Annotated in this window: 22 protein-coding genes and 1 riboswitch; of the genes, 20 read left to right on the top strand and 2 right to left on the bottom strand. The window is 38.9% G+C overall.

Going from position 1 to position 25,806, the window contains the following annotated elements; translation table 11 throughout:
* The first annotated feature begins 11 nt into the window (after positions 1 to 11).
* The 20 genes from hydA to N0O92_RS11855 all read left to right on the top strand — a co-directional run bounded on the left by hydA (position 12) and on the right by N0O92_RS11855 (position 23,787).
* A complete protein-coding gene (hydA, locus tag N0O92_RS11760) occupies positions 12 to 1,430 on the top strand; it encodes a dihydropyrimidinase (protein ID WP_315614852.1) in 1,419 nt (472 codons plus the stop codon).
* A gap of 3 nt (positions 1,431 to 1,433) precedes the next feature.
* Entirely contained in the window at positions 1,434 to 1,655 is a 222-nt protein-coding gene (locus N0O92_RS11765; RefSeq protein ID WP_315614853.1) for a hypothetical protein, read from the top strand.
* Between the two features lie 159 nt (positions 1,656 to 1,814).
* Entirely contained in the window at positions 1,815 to 3,173 is a 1,359-nt protein-coding gene (locus tag N0O92_RS11770; protein WP_315614854.1) for an aspartate aminotransferase family protein, read from the top strand.
* A gap of 168 nt (positions 3,174 to 3,341) precedes the next feature.
* Positions 3,342 to 4,652, top strand: coding sequence for an ATP-binding protein (locus tag N0O92_RS11775; protein ID WP_315614855.1), 1,311 nt, complete (start codon positions 3,342 to 3,344; stop codon positions 4,650 to 4,652).
* A 128-nt stretch (positions 4,653 to 4,780) separates the two neighbouring features.
* A complete protein-coding gene (locus N0O92_RS11780) occupies positions 4,781 to 6,094 on the top strand; it encodes a polysaccharide biosynthesis protein (RefSeq protein WP_315614856.1) in 1,314 nt (437 codons plus the stop codon).
* Between the two features lie 217 nt (positions 6,095 to 6,311).
* Complete coding sequence (treP, locus tag N0O92_RS11785; RefSeq protein WP_315614857.1) at positions 6,312 to 7,745, top strand: PTS system trehalose-specific EIIBC component; 1,434 nt, start codon at positions 6,312 to 6,314, stop codon at positions 7,743 to 7,745.
* Positions 7,746 to 7,839: 94 nt separating this feature from the next.
* Complete coding sequence (locus N0O92_RS11790) at positions 7,840 to 8,340, top strand: PTS sugar transporter subunit IIA (RefSeq protein ID WP_315614858.1); 501 nt, start codon at positions 7,840 to 7,842, stop codon at positions 8,338 to 8,340.
* A gap of 237 nt (positions 8,341 to 8,577) precedes the next feature.
* Positions 8,578 to 10,254, top strand: a complete 1,677-nt coding sequence (gene treC, locus N0O92_RS11795) for an alpha,alpha-phosphotrehalase (protein ID WP_315614859.1) — start codon at positions 8,578 to 8,580, stop codon at positions 10,252 to 10,254.
* A gap of 27 nt (positions 10,255 to 10,281) precedes the next feature.
* Entirely contained in the window at positions 10,282 to 11,001 is a 720-nt protein-coding gene (gene treR / locus N0O92_RS11800; protein ID WP_315614860.1) for a trehalose operon repressor, read from the top strand.
* Positions 11,002 to 11,054: 53 nt separating this feature from the next.
* Positions 11,055 to 11,531, top strand: coding sequence for a glutathione peroxidase (locus N0O92_RS11805; RefSeq protein WP_315614861.1), 477 nt, complete (start codon positions 11,055 to 11,057; stop codon positions 11,529 to 11,531).
* 402 nt (positions 11,532 to 11,933) lie between these two features.
* Positions 11,934 to 12,992, top strand: coding sequence for a nitric oxide synthase oxygenase (locus N0O92_RS11810; protein ID WP_315614862.1), 1,059 nt, complete (start codon positions 11,934 to 11,936; stop codon positions 12,990 to 12,992).
* Between the two features lie 95 nt (positions 12,993 to 13,087).
* Positions 13,088 to 14,998 (top strand): ABC-F family ATP-binding cassette domain-containing protein, encoded by a 1,911-nt coding sequence (locus tag N0O92_RS11815; RefSeq protein ID WP_315614863.1) that lies wholly within the window; start codon positions 13,088 to 13,090, stop codon positions 14,996 to 14,998.
* A 145-nt stretch (positions 14,999 to 15,143) separates the two neighbouring features.
* Positions 15,144 to 15,899 carry a DeoR/GlpR family DNA-binding transcription regulator gene (locus N0O92_RS11820; RefSeq protein ID WP_315614864.1) on the top strand — a complete coding sequence of 252 codons (756 nt, stop codon included), beginning with the start codon at positions 15,144 to 15,146 and terminating at the stop codon, positions 15,897 to 15,899.
* Positions 15,896 to 16,819, top strand: coding sequence for a 1-phosphofructokinase (gene pfkB, locus N0O92_RS11825; protein WP_315614865.1), 924 nt, complete (start codon positions 15,896 to 15,898; stop codon positions 16,817 to 16,819). The genes N0O92_RS11820 and pfkB overlap by 4 nt, the downstream gene beginning before the upstream one ends.
* 1 nt (position 16,820) lies before the next feature.
* The gene (locus N0O92_RS11830; RefSeq protein ID WP_315614866.1) at positions 16,821 to 18,674 is read left to right on the top strand and encodes a PTS fructose transporter subunit IIABC; all 1,854 of its coding nucleotides are present in this window, start codon (positions 16,821 to 16,823) and stop codon (positions 18,672 to 18,674) included.
* Between the two features lie 370 nt (positions 18,675 to 19,044).
* Positions 19,045 to 20,514: an amidase family protein gene (locus N0O92_RS11835; protein ID WP_315614867.1), complete on the top strand. Its 1,470-nt coding sequence runs from the start codon at positions 19,045 to 19,047 to the stop codon at positions 20,512 to 20,514.
* Between the two features lie 36 nt (positions 20,515 to 20,550).
* A riboswitch (TPP riboswitch) is annotated at positions 20,551 to 20,650 on the top strand.
* Positions 20,651 to 20,725: 75 nt separating this feature from the next.
* Positions 20,726 to 21,295 carry an energy-coupled thiamine transporter ThiT gene (gene thiT, locus N0O92_RS11840; protein WP_315614868.1) on the top strand — a complete coding sequence of 190 codons (570 nt, stop codon included), beginning with the start codon at positions 20,726 to 20,728 and terminating at the stop codon, positions 21,293 to 21,295.
* A 135-nt stretch (positions 21,296 to 21,430) separates the two neighbouring features.
* A complete protein-coding gene (locus N0O92_RS11845) occupies positions 21,431 to 22,390 on the top strand; it encodes a calcium/sodium antiporter (RefSeq protein ID WP_315614869.1) in 960 nt (319 codons plus the stop codon).
* A 119-nt stretch (positions 22,391 to 22,509) separates the two neighbouring features.
* Entirely contained in the window at positions 22,510 to 22,962 is a 453-nt protein-coding gene (locus N0O92_RS11850; RefSeq protein ID WP_315614870.1) for a DUF3052 domain-containing protein, read from the top strand.
* 33 nt (positions 22,963 to 22,995) lie between these two features.
* Complete coding sequence (locus tag N0O92_RS11855; protein WP_315614871.1) at positions 22,996 to 23,787, top strand: carbon-nitrogen family hydrolase; 792 nt, start codon at positions 22,996 to 22,998, stop codon at positions 23,785 to 23,787.
* Between the two features lie 522 nt (positions 23,788 to 24,309).
* On the opposite strand, the gene mreBH is transcribed toward N0O92_RS11855, so the two are convergent.
* Positions 24,310 to 25,317 (bottom strand): rod-share determining protein MreBH, encoded by a 1,008-nt coding sequence (mreBH, locus tag N0O92_RS11860; protein WP_315614872.1) that lies wholly within the window; start codon positions 25,315 to 25,317, stop codon positions 24,310 to 24,312.
* Between the two features lie 289 nt (positions 25,318 to 25,606).
* Positions 25,607 to 25,741 carry a DUF2639 domain-containing protein gene (locus tag N0O92_RS11865; protein ID WP_315614874.1) on the bottom strand — a complete coding sequence of 45 codons (135 nt, stop codon included), beginning with the start codon at positions 25,739 to 25,741 and terminating at the stop codon, positions 25,607 to 25,609.
* Positions 25,742 to 25,806 lie beyond the last annotated feature (65 nt).

A 25,806-nucleotide genomic window follows, 5' to 3' on the forward strand; every position in this document is an offset into this window, starting at 1 on the left:
GGGAGAAAAAGATGAAGAAGATCATTAAAAATGGAACGATTGTCACAGTAACAGATGAATATGTAGCAGATCTCTTAATTGAAGGAGAAACCATTGTAGCTATCGGAAAAAATTTACCTGTAGAGGGAGCGGAGGTAATTGATGCAACGGGGCTATATGTCTTTCCAGGTGGAATAGACCCACATACGCATTTAGAAATGCCTTTTGGGGGAACCGTGACGAAGGATGATTTTGCAACAGGAACAAAAGCTGCTGCATTTGGTGGAACGACAACCGTTATTGATTTTTGCTTAACAAATAAAGGAGAACCACTTCAAGCTGCTATCGATCGCTGGCATGCCAAGTCCCAAGATAAAGCCGTGATCGACTATAGTTTTCATTTAATGATTGGTGAAATAAATGACAAAGTACTCGAGCAGCTTCCATCTGTTATCGATGAGGAAGGGATTACGTCGTTTAAAGTGTTTATGGCCTATAAAAATGTGTTCCAAGCAGATGACGAAACCTTATTCCGCACACTGATTGCAGCCAAAGATCTTGGAAGTCTGGTTATGGTTCATGCAGAGAATGGCGATGTCATTGAATACCTAACAAAACAGGCATTAGCCAATGGACAGACAGATCCAATCTATCATGCAAAAACACGACCTTCTGAAATCGAAGGAGAAGCAACAGGTCGTGCTGCTCAGTTAACTGGTTTAGCCGACTCGCAGCTATATGTTGTTCATGTTTCTTGTAGAGAAGCAGTTGAGAAGATTACGGAAGCACGCCAAAAAGGAATCCAAGTATATGGGGAAACATGCCCTCAGTACTTAGTGCTTGATGAAACCTATTTAGAAAAGCCAGATTTTGAGGGTGCCAAGTATGTTTGGTCACCACCTTTAAGAGAAAAATCTCATCAAGATGCCCTTTGGAATGCGTTAAAAACAGGACAGCTTCAAACATTAGGTTCAGACCAATGCTCGTTTGATTTTAATGGTCAAAAGGATCTCGGTAAAGGAGACTTTACTAAAATTCCAAATGGAGGACCGATTATTGAAGATCGCGTTAGTATCTTGTTTTCAGAAGGAGTGAAAAAAGGAAGAATCTCGTTGCAGCAATTCGTTGACCTTACTTCGACTCGATCTGCAAAGTTGTTTGGTCTGTTCCCTAAAAAGGGCACAATAGCAGTAGGAACGGATGCTGACTTAATGTTGTTTGATCCAAATGTAGAACGTGTTATTTCCGCAAGCACCCATCATATGGCGGTTGATTACAATCCTTTTGAAGGCATGAAAGTGACGGGGGAAACAGTCAGTGTTCTTTCTAGAGGTGAATTCGTGATTCGTGAAAAGTCTTTTGTAGGGACAGAAGGCACAGGGCAGTATGTAAAACGTCAAAAGTTTGGAAAGTCTGAATCACATTTGAATTCATCATTACAGGAGGTGTAAGACTTGTCGGATTATCAACAGTTTTTAACTGAACGTGAAAATATCGATCTATTGTTGGAGAAAGGATACGAAATTACAAACGTTACAGAAAATTTAAGCGGTGCATTTGTTGATTTTTCAAAAGGTAAAAAACAAGAAGAAGTAGACTTTATTCAACTTCATATTAAAACAGCCGACGCACGAAAATACTTTGCAACGAAAATGATGGAAAAGCAAAATGTATAAATCAAAGGGTGTAGAGGTGTTCTTAAGGGATGTTTCCTTAAGAGCGCCTTTTTTTAAGATAGAATTACATATAATGACAGTTTACTAGAAAGAAATAGGAAACGTGTCTAAAATCTTGTCGAGCTAAATAAAATGTAAAAGGATAAAGGGGGAATCAATATGTCTAATTCAGAACGAACAAGTTTGAGTCAAAAGAAAGACGAGGCTTATGTATGGCATGCTATGAAACCGTACAATCCAACTAACACATTAATTGCGAAAGAAGCAAAAGGAGTATGGGTAACGGATGAGGAAGGGAATCGATATTTAGATGCTATGTCTGGTCTGTGGTGTGTAAATATTGGGTATGGAAGAGAGGAGTTAGCCAAGGCTGCTTATGAGCAAATGAAACACCTTGCTTACTTTCCGCTTACGCATAGTCATAACCCTGCTATTGAATTAGCGGAGAAGCTAAATGAGTTATTAGGGGGAGATTATGTTCTTTTCTACTCGAATAGTGGGTCTGAAGCAAATGAAGTGGCATTTAAGATTGCAAGGCAGTATCATCAGCAAAAAGGGGAGTTGAACCGTTATAAGATTATATCAAGATATCGTTCCTATCATGGAAATACGATGGGCGCGCTTGCTGCTACGGGCCAAGCACAACGAAAATATAAATATGAACCACTGACGACGGGTTTTTTGCATGTACCTCCACCGGACACGTACCGTTCCCCTGTTGATCCTGCCAAGTCAGGTCGAGAGCGTGATGAGGTAAAGGCAATTGAACAGATGATCACGTGGGAGCTAGAAGAAACGGTTGCAGCTGTAATCATGGAGCCTATTATTACGGGTGGAGGAATATTAATGCCACCTGATGATTATTTACAATCTGTACAAGAAGTATGTCGTGAAAAAGGGGCTTTGTTTATTGTTGATGAAGTGATTTGTGGCTTCGGTCGTACAGGGGAACCATTTGGATTTATGAACTACGGGGTAAAGCCCGATATTATTACAATGGCAAAAGGGGTGACAAGTGCCTACTTGCCTTTATCTGTTACAGCAGTAAAAAAAGAAATCTATGATACGTTTAAAGGATCAGAGGAATATGACTATTTCCGGCATGTAAATACGTTTGGTGGAAATCCAGCCGCTTGTGCAGTAGCATTAAAAAACCTTGAGATTATGGAAGAAGAGGGGTTATTTACTAGAGCCAAAACGGTAGGCGATCAGATGTTAGAACAACTTAGAGCAAAGCTTTTGTCGCATCCAAAAGTAGGGGATGTTCGCGGGAAAGGCTTGTTAATTGGAGTCGAGTTCGTTACCGACAAAGTGTCAAAAGTTCCACTACCTGTTGAATTTTTAAATAAAATCATCGCTAGTTGTAAAGAAAAAGGAATAATTATTGGTAAGAATGGAGCCACTGTTGCGGGGTATAACAACGTACTTACCATCGCCCCGCCTCTTATTATTAACGATGATGAAGTGAACCTTGTCGTCAATGCAATCGTTGATTCGGTGCAAGAATTGTCATATTAAAGGAGAGCACGCCACTTTCTTCGGCATTCGATAAAAGTGGCGTTTTTATTTGTCATTAAATTACATAATTTTACGATTTTTTTGCAGGGATTCTCTAAAAAACGTCGAATAATGCTGATAACATAAAAGAATCCACTGCGTGTGGACAAAAGGTAGGGGAGCCTTTACATGATTGCAGAGAAACTCCTGTTACATGTCTTAATCGTTTTAATGCCGATTTTGGTTGTAACACTCTTATTAAATGATCGTAAAGAAAAGCAGGCACATTCCATTTTGGTTGTTCTCTTAGGAGCTGCGGCTGTTTTATGTATCGTCTTTGCATTTGAGGAAGATGGTCTATACTGGGACTTACGTTATGTGTTGTTAATGATTGCCTTTTTATACGGAGGAAAAAAAGCAGGTTGGGCTTTATGTGGGGTCATCCTTGTGACAAGAACATTTATAGGTGGAGAACAGCTTTTAGTTGGATATGTGATTACGTTAACGTCTTCTTTTATTTTCTCTTTAGCTGTGCATCGCTACAATCAACTCGTTCATAAATGGAAAAGAGTTCGTTTCGCTATGAATTTAATATTTTGGCCAGCGCTTGCTCAACTCACACTTTTAACCATTTATCTAGAAATGAAAGGTGACCTTTACAGACAACATGGACACTTCATTTTTTATACGATCGTTTTTACAGTTACATTATTAATTGCGGTTGGTTTTGCAACACTATTGCTTGAACAATTGTTAGAGAGAAAACGTATTCAAATAGAAATGCAAAGAGCAGTAAAGTTAAATGCCATTAGTGAACTAGCTGCCTCAATTGCTCATGAGGTCCGAAATCCGTTGACGGTTGTTAAAGGGTTTTTGCAATTAATGCAGAAAGATGAGCAAGGAAAGAAAAAGAATTATTTTGAAATCGCTCTTTGTGAAATGAATCGAGCAGAACAAATTATAAGCGATTATTTAAACTTTGCTAAACCACAATTTAAAAATATTGAGAACATGGAAGTGAACCAAATTTTAAAAGAAATACTAAGCTTCTTAACTCCGTATTCATTGAAAGAAAATGTTGCATTATCCATTCAATCTTCTTCTAACAAGATCTATATCAAAAGTGATAAAAATCAGTTTAAGCAAGTACTCATTAATATAATAAAAAATGCAGTTGAGGCAACACCAGAAAAGGGAAACGTACTTGTAACGGTGGAAGAAGACCAAACGGTTGTTAAAATCACCATTACAGATAACGGTAAAGGGATGTCGGCTGACCAATTAGCTAACATAGGTACGCTTTTCTATTCAACGAAAGAAAAAGGAACAGGTTTGGGCACAATGGTATCATTTAGAATCATTGAGGAAATGGGAGGGACGCTTAGGTACGAGAGCAGCATCAATATAGGTACGAAGGTAACGATTATTTTACCCGTTGATCCTATTTCTTCATTCAATCTTGAAGCAGCCTCAGCAATATCGTCAGACAGATATAAGTAGCATATTGTCCTAGCCGAGCGTACAAGCTTGGTTTTTTTGTGTAATTACATATTAATTTGTTTTCTGTACCCATATTTTAGCAACTTGTCTCATATAAATTTATGGACAGGGTGTAAGGGAGAGAAACAATGAATATCTTTTTTAAAAGTGCGTTATTGTTAATTGTTGCTGCTTTTATTGGTGAATGTATTGAATTTCTTATAAACATGGTTTTGGCAAGAGAACTAGGGGAAGAGGGACTTGGGCTATACATGTCAATCTTACCAACAATCCTGTTTATAGTTGTGATTGCTAGTCTTGAACTCCCTATCTCTATTTCAAAATTCGTGGCTGAAAAGGAAGTTATTTATCACCGGAGCATGTTGATGCATGCTTTAAGGTTTGCTACGATTTGCACGATTGTGTTTACGGTGATTGCAATCTGGGTGCTACCTATCATTCCAGTATTTGATAAGTATCATCCGCTTGTACCATGGTTGTTCATACTTCTAATCCCCATCATTGCTTTTTCTTCTGTAGCTAGGGGTTATTTCATGGGTGCTCAGAGAATGGGCAAGATTGCTTTTGCTAATTTTCTAAGACGTGCTGGTCAATTATTGTTATTAGTTATTTTATTTACCTTTACCACGTTTGAAGCAGAAATGGCGTTACTCGTTGCGTTATGTACATTAATTGCTAGTGAACTTCTAGTTTTTAGTTATTTATTTGTCGCCTTTTTGATCCAAATGCGTGTGTTGAAAAGGGAGCCGCGTGCTCAACTCTCTGGAAGCAAAGTGAGAAAAAGTTTATTAGAAGTGTCCATTCCAACCACTGGTCTAAGGATTTTTCATGCTGCTACGTTTGCGATAAAACCGTTTTTTATCAAGGAAACGCTAGTAAGAGCTGGTATGATTGATTCCCTTGCTATGGTTCAGTATGGGAAAATGGCTGGTGTTGCTTTCACGATTGGATTTTTCCCTGCATTTATAGCTCATTCGTTGTTAATTGTCCTCATTCCAACGGTATCAGAGGCTTATTCAAAGGGAGATTTAACAAGGTTGCGAACACTGTTGCGAAAAGTGATGTTGTTAACAGCCGCTTATGGCATTCCAGCGGTTGCTGTTTTTTACTTTTATGCCGAGCCATTAACGAGTCTTTTCTTTGAAAATTCCCCTGCGATCAGATATTTGCAGTTATTAGTCCCGTACTTTTTATTTCACTTTTTCGTCATTCCTATGCAAGCTTACTTAATTGGACTTGGGCTTGTAAAAGATGCTTTTGTTCATGCGCTATACTCTACAGTTTTTTCATTTGCGATGATGTATGTGTTAGGGTCAAACCCTCACTTACAAATGGATGGAATTATATTAGGAATGAACATGGGAGCAGTGTTGCTTACATTCTTACATTACGTAACGATCTGTAAGAAAATAGGTGTGAATTTATTGTTGAAAAAAATTTAAAATGAGCGGTGTTCTTTCGAGAACATCGCTTTTTTGTGTGCTAGAAAAGTAAGGTGAATAGCGTAGCAAGCTAGTTGGCAAAATACGTAAATGAAAAGGTTGTCGAAATATAGTAGAAATGCATTGACATACTTGTACATACAAGTTAGAATGAAAACGCAAACAAACTTGTATATACAAATGCGAGGTTTCTAAGTAGATTTTGAGGGGGATAAAAATGAGCAAGTACACAGATTCAGCCAAACAGTTGCTTGAACATGTTGGTGGAAGCGAAAACATTTCTGTTGTCACTCACTGTGCAACGAGAATGAGATTTGTATTAAATGATCCGAAAGAAGCAGATATAAAGAAAGTCGAAGAGATTGATATTGTAAAAGGGACATTCACACAAGCTGGTCAATTCCAAGTGATTGTCGGAAATGAAGTTGCTTCCTTTTATAATGAATTCACGAAAATCGCAGGCGTTGGCGATACATCGAAAGACGAGGCGAAAGTAGCAGCTAAACAAAACATGAATTTCCTACAGCGATTGATCGGGCATTTAGCTGACATTTTCACACCGTTAATCCCAGCCCTTGTTGTTGGTGGTCTGATTCTTGGTTTTAGAAATGTCATTGGCGAAATTAATATGATGAATGGGGGAACACAAACATTAGTTGAAGTTTCTCAATTCTGGGCTGGTGCTCATGCGTTCTTATGGTTGATAGGGGAAGCGATATTCCACTTCTTACCTGTTGGGATAACGTGGGCGATCTCTAGAAAGATGGGAACAACTCAAATTCTTGGTATTGTGTTAGGTATCACGTTAGTTTCTCCGCAGCTTCTTAATGCTTACGGGGTGCCAGGAGCAGAGGCCATTCCTGTTTGGGATTTTGGATTCGCGCAAGTTGAAATGATTGGGTATCAAGCGCAAGTTATTCCAGCTATTTTAGCCGGGTTTGTACTTGCCTATTTAGAACTAGGGTTACGTAGAGTGATCCCAAGTGTTGTTTCAATGATTTTTGTTCCGTTCTTTGCTTTAATTCCAGCTGTGTTAGTGGCACATGTTGTATTAGGGCCAATTGGTTGGACAATTGGTTCATGGGTTTCGAATGTTGTGTATTCAGGTTTAACTTCAGCGTTTGGATGGTTATTTGCAGCGCTATTTGGTTTCGCTTATGCGCCTTTAGTTATTACAGGGCTACATCATATGTCCAATGCGATTGATTTACAGCTAATGAGTGAATTTGGTGGTACGAACTTATGGCCGATGATTGCTTTATCGAATATTGCTCAAGGTTCTGCCGTTGTGGCGATGATTATTTTAAATAGAAGAGATGAAAAAGAAAAGCAAGTTTCCGTCCCTGCAGCGATTTCATGTTATTTAGGAGTAACGGAACCTGCGATGTTTGGGATTAATTTACGCTATGTATTCCCGTTCCTAGCAGCGATGATAGGATCGTCGTTAGCGGCTATCATTTCGGTTGGTAGTGGGGTAATGGCTAACTCTATAGGTGTTGGTGGTATACCTGGAATCCTATCGATACAAGTACAGCACATGCTAATGTTTGCCGTAGCGATGGTTGTAGCTATAGTTGTACCGATATTACTAACATTTGTTTTAGCTAAAACAAAAATGGGTGTTAATGCTTATAAGCGTTTAGGAAAATAAGAATGAATGGGGGTGTCCAAATAAGGTCTGTTTTGACTTTAGGACACCCTTGTACATTACAGTTGAAAGCGAAAAACAATTAGGAGAGATTCTCATGTTTAAAAGTTTATTTGGAAAAAAAGAAAGCAAAGTAGAAACGTTAACAGCACCTATTACAGGCAAAACACTAGACTTAGCAGAAGTGCCTGATCCAGTCTTTGCGCAAAAAATGATGGGAGATGGAATTGCCATTGAGCCGGCAGAAGGGGAAGTGGTAAGCCCGATTGATGGGGAGATTGTTCAAGTATTTCCAACAAAACACGCAGTAGGGATCAAAGCTAAATCTGGTTTGGAAGTATTAATTCATATTGGTTTAGAAACGGTCAATTTGAACGGAGAAGGCTTCGAAAGTTTTGTGAAAGCTGGAGACAAAGTAAAGCAAGGAGACAAATTAATTCAGTTTGATTTAGAAATCATTCGCGAAAAAGCGGCGAGTACCATTACACCGATTATTATAACGAACACAGATGAAGTCGTTGAAACGATGGAAAAGAAACCACAAATAGAAATACAAAAATCAGAAACAGATATTTTAACTATTACTTTAAAGAAGTAACAATCTTAAAAACCGTAGCACATCAATGGAATGAAATTGATGTGCTTTTGGTTATTTCAATGCTTCAAACCGGGCCTTACGACAGCATGGGTCACTTGTGTTTTATATGAAAAACAAGTAAACTTGTATATACAAGATAAAGACTGATAAATAAATGAATTCATGGGATTTATGCTTGTTGAATGAAGATACTAAAAGTAAACAACGTAGATAGCGATAAGGGAAGGTGCTTTAAACATGAAAGAATGGTGGAGAAAATCTGTAGTATATCAAATTTATCCAAAGAGTTTTAATGATACTACGGGGAATGGTGTTGGAGATCTTCAAGGGATCATTGAAAAACTAGATTACTTAAAAAACTTAGGAGTAGATGTACTTTGGCTCACTCCAGTATATGCCTCCCCTCAAAAAGACAATGGATACGATATATCTGATTATTATTCCATTCATGAAGAGTATGGAACGATGGCTGATTTTGACCGACTGCTAGAAGAAACGCATCAACGCGGAATGAAGCTCATCATGGATTTAGTCGTGAATCATACATCGACAGAACATAATTGGTTTAAACAATCCCAACAATCAAAAGAAAGCCCATACCGTGATTTTTATATTTGGAAAGACCCTGTGGACGGAGCAGAGCCGACGAATTGGCAGTCAAAGTTTGGCGGAAATGCGTGGAAATATGATGAAAAGACAGGACAGTATTATTTGCATTTGTTTGATGTGACACAAGCCGATTTAAATTGGGAAAATGAAACGTTGCGTCAGCATGTTTATGATATGATGCATTTTTGGTTTGAAAAAGGCATAGATGGATTTCGCTTAGATGTTATAAATTTAATTTCAAAAGATCAATCGTTTCCTAATGATGATGGCAGTGTAGCTCCGGGAGACGGACGTAAGTTTTATACAGATGGACCAAGAGTTCATGAATTTTTAAGAGAAATGAACGAAGAAGTATTATCTAAATACGATAGTATGACAGTGGGCGAGATGTCTTCGACTTCAATCGAACATTGTATTAAGTACTCGAATCCAGCAAGCAAAGAACTTAGTATGACGTTTAATTTTCATCATTTAAAAGTCGATTATCCGAACGGAGAGAAATGGGCGATCGCTGACTTTGATTTCCTAGCTCTTAAGCAAATTCTCACGAAATGGCAAGTTGAAATGAGCAAAGGAGGAGGGTGGAATGCTCTTTTCTGGTGTAATCATGACCAGCCGAGAATCGTGACTCGTTACGGAAATGATACGACTTATCATAATGAATCGGCAAAAATGCTCGCAACAACCATTCACCTTATGCAAGGAACGCCGTATATTTATCAAGGTGAAGAGTTTGGGATGACGGATCCAGGCTTTGAATCGATTGATGACTACCGAGATGTTGAAACATTAAATTACTACCGTATTATGAAAGAAAAAGGGTTAGCGGAACATGAGATTATGGAAATTATCAAAAGAAAGTCTCGAGATAATTCTAGAACTCCTGTTCAATGGAATCAAGAGGAGAACGCTGGATTTACGCCAGGTACTCCGTGGATTCCTGTTGCCTCTAACTACAAAGAGATCAATGCTGAAGCGGCAGTGGCTGATGAGTCTTCTGTCTTCTATCATTATAAAAAGCTAATTCAATTACGCAAACAGTATGACATTTTTACCGAAGGAAACTATCGTCTATTGCTGGAAGACCATCCTCAACTCTTTGTTTATGAACGAGTAAGTGAGGATGAAAAAGCTTTGGTTGTTAACAATTTCTATGGAAGAGACTGTACGTTTGATGTTCCTCGAGAATGGAAGGACATTAGTAGTGACTGTCAACTGCTTTTATCTAATTATGATGAGAAACAACCACTAACACAAACGGTTCAGTTACGTCCGTATGAGTCTCTCGTTTATTACTATAAATAATCGTGATACACTAAACTGGGTGGTATTATGACAAAAAATAAATTTCAAATGATCTATGATGATTTATCGAGACAAATTCAAGATGGAATCTTGAAGGCGAGCGAACTTCTTCCTTCAGAAAATGAATTAGCCGAAACGTACAATGCATCTCGAGAGACGATTCGAAAAGCATTAAAGTTACTTTCTGAACATGGCTATATTCAGAAGATGCAAGGAAAAGGTTCGGTTGTATTGGACATTACAAAAATTAATTTTCCGATATCAGGACTTGTGAGCTTTCGAGAACTGGCAGATAAAATGGGAAAACGTGCTACGACCGACGTTGTTACATTGGAAGAAAGGTTGATGTCAGAAGACTTACAAGAATACTTTCAATTAAAAGAAGCCGATTCTATTTGGAATGTTACAAGGGTTCGAGAAATTGATCATGAAAAAATCATCTTAGATAAAGATTTTTTACGCTCATCGTTTGTTCCGGGTTTGACGAAAGAAATCTGTGAAAAATCCATTTATGCTTATATAGAAAAAGAATTAGGATTGACGATTAGCTTTGCCAAAAAGGAAATTACCGTAGAAAAACCAACCGAAGAAGATCGTGAGCTACTTGATCTTAATGGTTATGACATGATCGTTGTCGTGAAAAGCCATGTCTATTTAGATGATGCGACGATGTTTCAATATACAGAATCAAGACACCGTCCTGATAAGTTTCGCTTTGTTGATTTTGCAAGGCGTACAACTAGGTAAGGATCTCATTTCTACAGTATAATGAGCCTATACTCGAGTACAGGAGGGGTTCGATGAGTGTTCATGATTATACGGTTTTAAAGCCGAATGGAGAAGAACAACGTCTTGATGCGTATAAAGGACATGTTATGCTAATTGTTAATACAGCGACAAAGTGTGGTCTTGCACCACAATTTAATGGGTTGGAAAAGTTACACCAAGAGTATCATAGTCGTGGCCTGGTTGTACTTGGTTTTCCGTGTAATCAATTTATGAATCAAGAACCTGTTACGGATCAGGAAATGGAAGAAGTCTGTCAGCTTAATTTTGGTGTGACCTTTCCTTTATTTGCAAAAATTAATGTAAATGGTAGCCAGTCACATCCTCTTTATCAGTATTTGAAAAAAGAGAAAAAGGGTGTTTTGAGTGGAGAAATTAAATGGAACTTCACTAAGTTTTTGGTTGATCAAAATGGCAACGTCGTAGAACGATACGGGCCAACGGTTGCACCTGAAAAGATTGAAGAAGATATTTCTGCACTGCTTTCATAGAAGGAGTCTTATGAGGTCTAGTTAGACCTTGTAGGGCTTTTTTATTTTTAGGGCTTATTCGTATACTTTGTGGTTTTTATTACGTATCCTTATCGTGACCGTTCCATTGCGCTGCAGGCACTTGCTTTCGAGGCCACTGAAAAAGTTCCTTTAAGCAGATTCGGGGAAGTGCAATGGCTTCACACGTTGCGCGCCTGCTACGAGAAACCCACTCGTAGCAGGCTTAAAACAAAGCAACGGCTCTGCTCATTGCTTAAAGGCCATTGAAAAAGGTGAAAATCGCACCTTTTTCAATGGCCTCCCTAATTTCTTTTCTTTGTTTTCATAAGCTTCATTTGTGTAAAATAGCTTTTCTCGCCTACAATAAGATTAATGGATTGTTATAAATGAGGTGTACCATACATGTTAGAAAGAGAAGCTCAGCTATTTATTGAGAGTTGTTATAAAGAACTAGGAAAAGAGCGTAGTGATTTTCAACAAAGAATGAGCAACATTAGAGACGAGATCGAAAAGACGGGAACGTATACACATACATATGAAGAGCTAGCTCATGGAGCGAGAATGGCTTGGCGTAATAGCAATCGCTGTATTGGCCGATTGTTTTGGGAATCGATGCATGTTCTTGATGAGAGAGAGCTCGAAACAGAAGAAGAGATAGCGAATGCGCTCTTTTTTCATATGCAGTACGGAACAAATGAAGGAAGAATTATCCCAACGATCACAGTATTTAAATCTGCTCATGTTCGAATTTTAAATCATCAATTGATTCGTTATGCGGGCTACGAAACGAAGGAAGGAATCATCGGTGATCCTGACTCTGTTTTGTTTACAAAATATTGTGAGTCATTAGGTTGGAAGGGAAAACAAACGCCTTATGACGTTTTGCCTTTAGTCATTCAAGTGAACGAGAAAACTCCCAAATTCTTTACGATTCCAGAAGAATGTATTCTTGAAGTGCCCATTGTTCATCCAACAATACAAGAATTCGCAAATCTTCAATTACAATGGTACGGTGTTCCTTTTATTTCTGATATGAAACTTGAAATTGGAGGGATTTCTTATGAAGCAGCTCCTTTTAATGGTTGGTATATGGGGACAGAAATAGGGGCTCGTGACTTGGCTGATCAGAAACGGTACGACACGCTGCCGAAAGTGGCGGTTCTATTGGGATTAGATACTTCTAGAGATTCGTCCTTATGGAAAGACTATGCTCTTCTTGAGCTGAATAAAGCTGTTTTACACTCGTTTAAGCAAGCTGGAGTGAGTATAGTCGATCATCATACAGCAGCGAAACAATTTAAGCAGTTTGAAGAACGAGAAGAAAAAAGCGGGAGGACGGTAACGGGAACTTGGTCATGGTTGATACCGCCGATGTCTCCGGCTACAACTCATATTTTTCATAAAGACTATCAAGATGACGTGGTTACACCTAATTATTTTTATCAGGACAAGTTGTATTAATAAAAATACAGCAAGGGTTCCTTTTTAGAAGGTGCAAGCAATAGTAAGTTACGCTAAAATAAGAAGATAAGTTTAGCGACAAAGGACGGAATGTGATGAGTATGTTACAGGTAGAAGGTTTAACGAAAACGTTTGGGGATAAAACATTGTTTGATAACCTTTCGTTTACGATAGGAGAAAAAGAGAGAATTGGGTTAATTGGAGTAAATGGAACTGGGAAATCGACCCTCCTTAAAATCATTGCGGGTATAGAGTCGGCAGATCAAGGACAATTGATTCATGCCAATGATTTTCAAATTGAATATTTGCCACAACAACCAGATTTACAAGAAGATTTAACGGTAATGGAGCACATCTATTTTGGAGATTCAAAAGTGATGAAAACGATGCGAGAATACGAGCAAAGTTTGTTGTTATTTGAAGCAAATCCCGAAAGTGACGAGTATCAAAAACAGTTTATGAAATATCAGCAAAGAATGGATGAACTTGACGCTTGGGAAGCAAATACAATCGCTAAAACGATCTTATCTAAACTAGGAATCCGTAACTATCAAGCAAAAGTAAATCAACTCTCTGGTGGGCAAAAGAAACGTGTTGCCATAGCTAAAGCTTTGATTCAACCGGCAGACTTGCTTCTCTTAGATGAGCCTACGAACCATCTTGATCATGAAACGATTGAGTGGCTAGAAACGTTTTTGTCAACGTATCGAGGATCGATCATCCTTATTACACATGACCGTTATTTTCTAAATCGTGTCACGAATCATATGTACGAGCTCGACCAAGGTCGATTATTTAAATACGTTGGAAACTATCAAGTGTTTCTTGAAAAAAAAGCAGAAAGAGAACAACAGGAAGCACAAAGAGATCAGAAGCGTGCCAATATATTAAGAAGAGAGCTTGCGTGGTTGCAGCGTGGAGCAAAAGCGCGAACAACGAAACAGAAGGCTCGAATTCAACGAGTGGAAGCTCTAAAAGAAGAAGAAGGATTTTCTAGTCGTGGCGAATTTGATTTTGCAATTGGATCGAAAAGACTAGGAAATCAAGTGATCGAGCTTGAAGCGGTAACCAAACAATATGACGAACGCATCCTTATTCGGTCTTTAGATTATCTCATTGTTAAAGGAGAACGTTTAGGGATTGTTGGACCAAATGGTAGTGGAAAGACAACGTTGTTGAATATGTTAGCTGGTCGAACGTCTCCAGATAAAGGGGAGATTACAACGGGGGAAACCGTTAAGATTGGCTATTATACTCAAGAGGATGAGGAAATCGACGGGTCGTTACGAGTTATCGATTATATAAAGGAAATTGCAGAAGTTGTCTATACAGTGGATGGTTCTGTCATCACAGCAGAACAAATGTTAGAACGATTCCTTTTTCCAAGATCTATGCAATATACGTATATTCGCCGTTTATCTGGTGGCGAGAGAAGGCGACTTTATTTACTAAGAGTCTTAATGACTGAACCGAATGTATTGTTTTTAGATGAGCCAACCAATGACTTAGATACGGAAACACTTTCTGTACTAGAAGATTATTTGGATCAGTTTCCAGGCGTTGTTATAACCGTCTCCCATGATCGCTATTTTCTTGATCGAGTTGTTGATCATTTGCTTGTATTTGAAGGAGAGGGAGTCGTTTCAAGGTTTCAAGGTCATTATACGGACTACCTCTCCGTTCAACAAAATAAAATAGAGCAAGAAAAAGCAAACGAAAAAACGTATTCTAGTAAACAAGAACCAACAAAAAAGGAAACAAGAAAAAAGCTTTCTTACAAAGACCAACAAGAATGGAATCAAATAGAAGATAAAATTACGTTGCTTGAAGAGAAGATTGAAATGGCTGAGAATGAAATCGTCAAAGCAGGTAGTGATTACGGCATTATTCACGAAAAAATGCAGGAAAAAGAGGCATTAGAAAAGCAACTCGAAGAAACCATTGAACGGTGGACGGAGTTATCTTTGTTAATGGAAGAAATTGAAGAGAATTTGAAAAAAGGCTAGTGCGATATGTTGCTTAATAAAAAATTAGGAAAGCGGTAACCTAAAAATGGTTATCGCTTTCCTTTTGTGACAGATGGATGAAAATGATTGATTGTGAAAGAAAATGAATGTATACTACCTTTATAGAAATAATGAGGTGATGATTTTGTTAACAATTGAACGCCATCAACTCATTCTCTCCTTATTGAAAGATCGAGTCACTGTCAAAATACAGGAGCTAGTTGATGAAACCAATTCATCTGAATCAACAATAAGAAGAGATTTGAATGATCTTGAACAAGCTAAGAAATTAAAGCGTATTCATGGTGGGGCAACACTGCTTCAAAAAAAGTTAGATGAACCAACTATAGCTGAGAAAACGATCAAAAACAGTCAAGAAAAAAAGCGGATCGCAGAAAGAGCAGCTTCCTTTGTAGAAGATGGAGACTGTATTTTCCTTGATGCCGGAACTAGTACCATTGAGATCATTCCCTTTTTAAAAGAAAAGGAAGTTGTGGTCGTGACAAATGGGTTAACGAATATTTCAGCATTACTTGATTTGGGTATAGAAACACATGTTATCGGCGGATTAGTGAAGTCGGGTACAAGAGCATTTGTTGGACGAAGTGCCATTCAAACTCTTGAGACGTTTAGGTTTGATAAGGCTTTTATTGGTGTCAACGGCGTAACACTAGATGATGGGTATACAACTCCAGATCCCGAAGAAGCCTTTATAAAAGAAAGTGCTATGAAACGTGCGCGTCAAAGTTATGTATTGGCAGATCACTCCAAGTTTGGAGAAGTATCATTTTGTAAATTTAGAAATGTAGAAGATGCCACACTAATAACAAGCTCACTAATAGACGAAGAATATAGTCGCAACTTAAGAAAAATTACAACGTTAGAGGTGGTTAGCCTATGATTTATACCGTTACTTTAAACCCAGCCCTTGATTATTTTGTAGAGTTAGAACAAGTGAACCTTGGGTCAGTAAATCGCTCATCATATGATCATAAAGCTCCGGGTGGAAAAGGAATTAATGTTTCTAGGGTGTTAAAGAGATTAGGGCATAAGAGTGAGGCTCTTGGCTTTATTGGTGGTTTTACGGGTGAATATATACGAGATGTTGTTGAGGGCGAAGAGATTCCAACCAACTTTGTTCAAGTAACTGGTGATACAAGAATAAATGTAAAAGTAAAAAGCCAACAAGAATCAGAGATCAATGGGGTGTCACCTGAAATTACAAGCGAGAACCTTGAGCAATTGCAAAAGCAATTATCTCATCTAAAAGAAGGCGATGCGCTTGTTCTTGCTGGTAGTGTTCCAGCAACAATCCCAAGTGACATTTACGAAGTACTTTGCAAAGGTGCCATAGCTAGAAAAGCAACGGTATTTATTGATTCTAGTGGTGAGCCTATGAAGAAAGTACTTGATCAAAACCCAACTTTTATTAAACCGAATCACCATGAGCTTGGTGAGTTGTTTTCGACCAAATTAAAGGAACCAAAAGACGCCATCCCTTATGTGAAAAAACTTGTTGAAAAAGGGATTGAATTTGTTTTAGTGTCATTTGCTGGTGACGGAGCCATTCTTGGAACGAAAGATACCATCCTTTTTGCCAACACGCCAAAAGGTGAGGTTGTGAACTCTGTCGGAGCGGGAGATTCTGTTGTCGCTGGTTTTCTTGCAGCTCGTACAGAAAAAATGTCATTAGAAGAATCCTTTACGTTTGCCGTAGCAACTGGAAGTGCGACTGCTTTTTCAAAAGGGTTTGCAGAAAGAAATGAGATCGAGCGCTTAATGAGTAAGATAGACATTAAAGAATTAGAGAGGGTGGAATAGGGTGAGAATCTCAGATTTATTAAAGAAAGATACGATCGTTCTTACGATGAGTGCAAGTGACAAAGCATCTGCGATCGATGAGTTAGTAAATAAATTAGATGCTGCAGGAAGATTAAATAATGCATCTGAGTATAAAGAAGCGATCTTAGCTAGAGAAGAGCAAAGTACAACAGGTCTTGGTGAGGGGATTGCGATTCCTCATGCGAAGAGTGAGGCTGTAAAAACACCTGCCATTGCGTTCGGTCGTTCAGAAAGTGGTTTGGATTATGAAGCACTTGATGGTCAACCAACGCACTTGTTCTTTATGATTGCAGCTTCAGCAGGGGCGAATGAAGCGCATCTTGCTACATTATCAAGATTATCGACATTTTTAATGGATGAAGTATTTCGTCAAGCTTTATTAGACGCGAAATCTGAAGATGACATCATTGCAGCCATTGATAAAAAAGAGGAAGAGCAATTAGAAAAAGAAGAAGCTGAAAAAACTCCAGCTAAAGATGGATACGATCTATTAGCGGTAACGGGTTGCCCAACGGGGATCGCTCACACATTTATGGCAGCTGATGCATTAAAGGATGAAGCGAAGAAGCAAGGATTGTCTATTAAAGTTGAAACAAATGGTTCTGGTGGAGTAAAAGATCAATTAACACCAGAGGAAATTAACAATGCACAAGCCATTATTGTTGCGGCTAGTACGAAAATTGAAATGGATCGTTTCTCTGGAAAGAAAGTCATTGAAGTTCCTGTAACAGATGGAATTCGCCGTCCAAAAGAGCTTGTGGAACAAGCAAAATCGGGTAATGTTCCAGTGTATCAAGGATCTGGCGGTTCTGGAGGAAATGAAGGTCAAGAGAAAGGAAAAGCAGGTGGAGGTTTCTATAAACACTTAATGAATGGTGTTTCAAACATGCTTCCATTCGTTGTTGGTGGTGGTATTTTAATTGCCCTCTCTTTCTTGATTGACATTGATCTTAATAATGAATTTGCTCAAATGTTAATGGATATTGGTGGAGGTACAGCCTTTGCCTTAATGATTCCTGTTTTAGCTGCTTTTATCGCGATGAGTATTGCTGATCGTCCTGGTTTTGCTGCTGGTATGGTCGGTGGTTTAATTGCTGTTAACGGCGATGCTGGTTTCTTAGGTGGATTAATCGCTGGTTTCTTAGGTGGATACATTGCCCTTTTAGTTAAGAAGGTATTAGCTGGTTTGCCACAACAACTAAGCGGGATTACAACGATTTTATTTTATCCGGTTTTCAATATTTTCTTTACTGGTATGATTATGTTACTTCTAGTTACACCGTTAAGTGCGATTAACCGTGGCCTTGAAGGCTGGTTAGGTGGCATGGGTACGACGAACATGGTTCTACTAGGAATCATCCTTGGTGGAATGATGGCAATTGATATGGGTGGTCCGATTAACAAAGCGGCTTTCACATTCGGTATTGCGATGATTGATGCTGGTAACTTTGGTCCACATGCAGCTGTAATGGCTGGTGGTATGGTACCTCCATTAGGGATTGCATTAGCAACTACATTCTTTAAGCGTAAATTTACAAAACAAGAGCAAGAAGCTGGAAAGACGAACTATATTTTAGGTGCATCGTTTATTACAGAGGGTGCGATTCCATTTGCAGCAGCAGACCCTGGTCGTGTTATACCTGCAGCCGTAGCTGGAGCAGCCGTAGCGGGTGGACTAACGGCACTATTTGGAATTGGGTTACCAGCTCCTCATGGTGGAATCTTCGTGATCGGTCTAGTATCCGGTGGCTGGTTCATGTATTTACTAGCGATCCTTGCAGGTGCCGCTGTAACAGCTTTAGTTTTAGGTATTTGGAAGAAGAAGACAGTTTAAAAAGATTTAAAAGAGAGACGAAATTTCGTCTCTCTTTTTGTGTTTGGCTGTTTTGTTCATGATTGTGGCTTTGGTATTTGTTTTTCCCTCTTAGTGAAATGGAGAGGAAGTCACTCGACTCCTGCGGGAAATAGAGGAAGGCGCGAGACCCCTCTGGCGTAGCCGAGGAGGCTCGGCACCTCCCCGCGGAAAGCGAGTGACTGGAGCGCAATGGAACGAACCCCGTCATTTCCACCTAATTGATAAAAAAACAGCCATTTGTTTTAACTAAATCCAGTATGCAAACTGACTCAAACAACAATCATAGATCTACCGCTTCACATTCGTTTATAATGAAAGTACAAAATACGCTGGGAAAGAGGTTTATTCGATGATTAACCCTAGATTACAGAAGATCGAAGAAAGTTGGTTCCTCGATGCGACGATTGATGAGTTACAGGAAAGAATGTCCAAAGAAGAAGTAACGGCTAAAGACTTAGTGCTTATTTATTTAGACAGAATTGCTCGCCTTGATCGTTCGGGTCCTAAAATCAATTCAATCATAGAAGTCAATCCAGACGCTATTCACATAGCAGAATCTCTTGATACTGAGCGCATGAATGGAAAGGTTCGAGGCCCACTTCATGGAATTCCAGTCCTACTAAAAGATAATATTGATACAAAAGACAAACAACACACAAGCGCAGGCTCGTTAGCATTGGCCGAACATTATGCGAAGGAGGATGCATTCCTAGTCACAAAATTACGAGAGGCTGGAGCGGTCATCTTAGGAAAAACGAATATGTCTGAGTGGGCCTATTTCATGTCTACAGAAAATATGCCAAGTGGCTTTAGTTCAAGGGGTGGACAAGTATTAAATCCTTATGGGCCGTTTGATGTTGGTGGATCGAGCTCGGGTTCAGGTGCGGCCATTGCTGCTCATTTAGCCGCTGTAGCGATTGGGACGGAAACGTCAGGCTCTATTTTAAGTCCGTCAAGTCAAAATAGTCTTGTTGGAATAAAGCCAACAGTAGGGCTTGTGAGTCGCCACGGGGTAATTCCTATTTCTCATACTCAAGATACAGCCGGTCCAATGGCTCGTAGTGTTCAAGACGCTGTCTATGTATTAGCGGCCATTCTGGGGGAAGATGAGAGGGATGTTGTGACAAAGAAAAATCCACTTTCGGCGGAACAGTTATTGGAGGCTCTTCAGTCGTCGTCATCTCTACAAGGAGTTAGAATTGGGATCGCGAAAGACCCATTTTTCACCCAATTAACGAAGGAAAAACAAACAGTTCTTTCAGAAGCGATCGAGAAATTAAAGAGCGCAAATGCGGTAATCGTTGAAGATGTTACGATTCCATCAGCGAAAGAAAAGTGGACAATAGGCGTGTTAGTATATGAATTTAAAGCCAATTTAAATGCCTATTTGCAAGGTGTGAGTAGTCAATTACCTGTTCAAAATCTCAGTGATGTGATTCGTTTTAACTTAGAAGATCCAAAGAACCGTTTGCAATATGGTCAATCGTTGCTGACGAAATCAGACCAAACTAGTGGTACGCTAACAGATGTCGAGTATTTAGAAGCGCTTCAATTTGATCAATATCATTCAGTCGAAAACGGGATTGATGCCGCGCTGCGCAATCATGACCTAGATGTGCTAGTTTTTCCGAATAACCTCGGTGCTGCTATCCCAGCAAAAGCGGGCTACCCGTCTATTACGGTTCCAGCAGGTTATACAGAAGAAGGGGAGCCGGTCGGGATCACCTTTACAGGCAAGGCTTTTTCTGAAGAAAAGCTGATTCATGTTGCAAGCTCGTTTGAAAAACTGGAAAAAGTAAGAAAAAATCCTACACTATAAAAAACTATGATATAATACAAAAGACAAATTAAAACGAAATTCCACTAGGGGTGTCAAGTGACTGAGAGAGGATTATCCTCAACTCTTAAAACCTGATCTAGTTAATACTAGCGTAGGGAAGTGGCTGTGATCATGTATGCTTTTTTTTGCGTGCGTGTATTAACGTCAAACTCTACCTTCTCTTGTGGATAAAACAAAAGGAGGTTTTTTTATGTCTCGAGACCGTTTGTTAACGATGATGGAAGTAGCGGTGATGACTGGTTTAGCGGTTGTATTGAGCAATGTGAAATTTGGTGCTTTATGGGCAATGGGTGGGTCGATATCGCTTATTATGGTCCCGATTTTTGTGATTGCGTTTAGGCGTGGATGGAAAATGGGTGTACTCACTGGATTGTTAGTTGGATTGTTGAATCTTCTAATTGGAGGTTATGTTGTACATCCAGTACAGTTGATTTTGGATTATCCTTTAGCTTATCTTGTATTAGGGTTAGCAAGTATCTTGGTATTGAAAAAAGGTGCTGTGCCGAGTATTACAGCTATCGTGATTGGGCTGTTGTTTGCAACAACGCTTCGCTTCTTAAGTCATTTTGCTTCAGGTGTTATTTGGTTCGGAGAATATGCTCCGGAAGGAATGAATGTTAGTTTATATTCGGCTTTGTATAATCTATCGTATTTAGTGCCTGAAATGTTATTGACACTTGGAGTATTGCTTTTGTTAGCTAAGAAATATCCTCAGTTCTTTTTGGCGAAACGAACGAGACATGAATCAGATGCAGCTTAGACTTTGATAATAGGGAACGTAAAAGGGCGTGAGCCTGTTTACGTTCCCTTCTTTTAATAAGGTTGATTTAATGAGGTTAAAAAGACTCGAAGTTGTGTAAAGTAAAAGAAAGAAAAAGTAGATGGGTGATGTAACATGGTCTATCTTTTACTATTATTAGGTTTCGGGTTACTCATTAAAGGGGCAGATTACTTTATTGATGGTTCATCCAATATCGCTGCCTTGTTTCGTGTACCTCCTCTTATTGTTGGTTTAACAATTGTCGCCTTTGGTACAGGAGCACCTGAAGCAACAGTCAGTATCATTGCTGCTTTGGAAGGAAATGCTGATGTTACAATAGGAAATATTATTGGAAGTAACTTATTAAATATGTCGTTAGTAGTCGGTATTACAGCGTTTATCTTTCCTTTATCTGTGGAAAGGCCAACAATAAAAAAAGAAATTCCGTTTGCTTTTCTTGCCACTGTTGTCTTACTCGTAGCAATGAGTGACAGAATTCTTGAATTTACAAATGCAAACTATATTACTCGAAGCGATGGGATTATCTTTTTATTGTTCTTTGCTATTTTCTTGTATTATGTCATTGAAGCAGCTAGAAATAGCCGTGAAGAGTCAATGGATGTACAGATGAGCCAAGATCAAATAGGTGGTTGGGGCAAGAACACTCTTATTACCGTTGCTGGTTTGGCAGCGATTATATTAGGAGGGTACTTAGTTGTAGAAAGTAGTACAGACATTGCTCTTCGTTTTGGTATGAGTGAAACGTTAGTAGGCTTAACGATTGTGGCAATAGGTTCGTCCTTACCAGAATTAATCACCTCGATCACAGCGGCGATGAAACAACAAAGTGAGATTGCTTTAGGAAACATTGTGGGAAGTTCGATTTTTAATTTACTGTTTGTGCTCGGTGTATCTTCCATTATTTCGCCGCTACCTGTAAATGACAAACTGTTCTTTGATATTTTTGTTTTACTTGTATTAACAATCGTGTTGTTTATTTTCTCTCGTACTCATTATAAAGTGAAGAAATATGAGGGAATGGCTTTAACGATTTTTTACTTGCTGTACTTAGTATATATTATTATAAGGAATTAATTTTACTGCACCGAAGCTAGTTCATGACGAAGCTTCGGTGTTTTTAATTGTTATCAGATTTATTAATCAAGATAGGCAATGATATAATAAAATAAATATACTAGTAGGAGTGGTTCGCGATGCATCCTGTTATCAAAAAATTACAATGGAAAGAGCCGATGCAATCGGTTCTCGTATTGGCTGCACCAGCAGAATATGAGGAGGTTCTTTCTCAGTTTGAAGCAGAAGTGGATACAGAAATCAAAAGAGACTCGTATGCATTTATCCATGTATTTGGTGCGACGAATCAACAGTTAAAAGATCTTGCAATAAAAGCAGTTGAATTGGTAGAAGAAGACGGTATGCTTTGGTTAAGTTATCCGAAAAAATCTTCAAAGAAATACAAAGGATCGGATTGTAGCAGAGATACAGTTGGAGCAATGTTATCACAAGAAGGGTATGAACCAGTACGGCAAGTAGCTATAGATGAGGATTGGTCTGCTCTTCGGTTTCGACCAGTTGATAAAATCAAAACAATGAAACGGACGTTTGCTGTAACAGAAAAAGGGAAAGAACGAACAAAGCAAAAATAGAAATAGAATAAAAAGATAGAGGGGAAACGTAACATGAAAATAGCTTCTTATCAAATGAATATTGTGCCAGGTGATCCAGCTAAAAATCGTAAAAAAGTACAAGAGTGGGCAGAGCATATTTGTGAAGAACAACAACCTGATGTCCTTGTTTTACCTGAAATGTGGACAACTGCCTATATTCTCCCTACGCTAGAAGAGAAGGTTAGGGAAGATAAAACCGACACCTATGTGTTCTTACAGCAGTTATCTGCTACATTGCGTGTCAACATCGTCGCAGGATCCATTGCAGTAGAAGAAGATGGTGAGATATTCAACCGTTCCTATATTTTTGATCGTGAAGGAAACCTTGTTCATACGTATGATAAAATTCACCTTGTTCCGATGTTAGATGAGCATCTGTATCTAAAAGGTGGAAGAAGTTCTTCTAAAGTCTTTGAGTTAGATGGAAGAAAAATGGGGGTTATTATTTGTTACGACTTACGCTTTCCTGAACTGGTTCGCTCTTTAGCATTACAAGGTGCGGAGATTGTGTTTGTTGTTGCAGAGTGGCCTTCTGCTAGAGCGAGTCATTGGGAAATTCTTCAACAAGCAAGAGCAATTGAGAACCAGGTGTACGTGGTGAGTTGTAATCGAAATGGTACGTATGATGAGGTTGAGTTTGCGGGTCGTTCTATGGTGATTAATCCGTGGGGAGATATCATGGTCAAAGCTTCTTCAACTGAGGAAGAAACCATCAACGTTGAACTTAATTTAGATGAAGTAACTCGAATTCGAAGAGATGTACCTGTTTTTTCGAGCAGAGTTCCTAAGCTTTATAAAGATTAAAATACAAGGTGTTTTCACATACTTATTCTTATTGTGAGCGATGTGTTCTGTAAAGATTCCTGTTATTAGATTCCGCAAATTAAATGTTATTAGGCTCTCCAATGGGTGTATTGATTTCCAATCTCGTTTCTCGTCTTTGTGACCCTGTCAAATAAGTGACAGTGAAATGGTTGTTAAAATTAAACTTCAGGTCATAGATGAAAGGAATATGAAACAGAATTAAAGCCTTTTTACGTTATTCCTCATACTTTCTGTTAATCGTTGAAGAGAAGACAATTTCTCTCTTCCCTCTCATTAAAGCGGACGGGATGGGAGGGCCGACTCCTGCAGGAGGGAAGGGCTGGTTGAAATCCACCGGCGCAGCCGGTTAGTTCAACGCCCGCCTGCGGAAAGCGTGCCCCCCATCCCGGGAGCGGGTCGAAGCTCATTTCAAGTCTGAAATAAACGAGCACTTTTTTACGAATCCAGCCAAATTACATGGAAAGAGGACTAACATCATATAGATGCTAGTCCTCTTAGTCATTAAACCGTAATTTTTTGAAGTTTATCGATGTACACTAATGAACGTCCTGTTCCGATTGCGACTGATTCTAGTGGGGTTGGAGCTATGTGTACAGGGACCGAGATTTCGCTTGCGAGCCATTCTTGTAAGCCGTTTAATAGTGCGCCTCCTCCGGTAAGCATTACACCTTGATCGACGATATCACCACTTAGCTCTGGTGGACAATCCTCAAGCGTTGCTTTCACCGATTCAAGCAATTGAAGAAGAAGTTCTTTTAGAGATTGTTGAATCTCCTTCGAAGAGAGTGTGATCGTTTTTGGTAGTCCATGCACGAGATCACGTCCTCGTACTTCCATAGTCATTTCTTCATGTTCAATAGGGGCGTACCCTATTTCCATTTTTATTAATTCAGCTGTGCGTTCTCCGATTAGAACATTATACGTTTTGCGTACATGTTGACTGATGGCTTCATCAAACTTATCTCCACCAACTCTTGCGGAATTACATGTTACCACACCGCCAAAAGAAATAATGGCCACTTCTGTTGTTCCTCCACCAATATCAACTACTACATTTGCAATTGGTTCATCTACTGGTAGGTCTGAGCCAATGGCAGCAGCTAACGGTTCTTCAATCAAATGAACGTTCTTAGCGCCAAAACTTCGTACCGCATCTAAAATGGCACGACGTTCAACAGAAGTAGAACCAGATGGTGCACAAACAACAACGTTTGGCTTTCTTAAAGAGAAACCAAGTACTTTGCTTGTCTTTTTCATGATCGCTTTTAACATGCTTGCAGTCATATTATAATCAGCGATCACGCCGTCTTTTAATGGTCTTATTGCAACGATATTAGCAGGTGTTTTCCCAACCATGTTTTTTGCTTCTGTTCCAACCGCTAACACGTCATTTGTATCAAGATTAAATGCCACAACTGAAGGCTCATTTAATATGATGCCTTTTTCTTTGCTGTAAACGAGAATATTAGCTGTACCTAAGTCAATTCCTATTTCAACGTTTGAAAACATTTTTTTCACCAACTTTTTAAAATCTTTTCTTAGTAAGACTTGATTTTATCAGGTAAAGGAAGTTGAAAATAGTGTCGAATTCATCATCTTCTATGTAATAATGTGAGAGTTTACGGAGGGAATGCAGGATATAGGCGCTTAAAAAGGATAGGAATTCCAATTACAGCCAAGATAAGTATAAAGACCTATGACAAAAGGATTTAAGTGCCTGACCAAGTAATGTGAAGTAGAAGGTGACTAGAACATTGGAGAGAAGCTGTCAGACACTTAATTAGGAAGATCTATATTCTTATTTTGTCTCTGATTCATGTAAAAGATTAGCTAAAATATGGGCTTTGTAGCGTTCTATTTTTCTACCTTCTATATAGCGAATTCCTTTTTCTTTAAGCTTCTTGACATACCAACCTTTGCTTCCGATATACATACTCATCATCCTTTCAGACAAATAACAATAAAAACGAGCAAGCCAAGTGGCTTCCTCGTTTTTAT

The organism is Alkalihalobacillus sp. MEB130 (genome assembly GCF_032335535.1).
GTDB lineage: Bacteria > Bacillota > Bacilli > Bacillales > Bacillaceae_D > Halalkalibacter.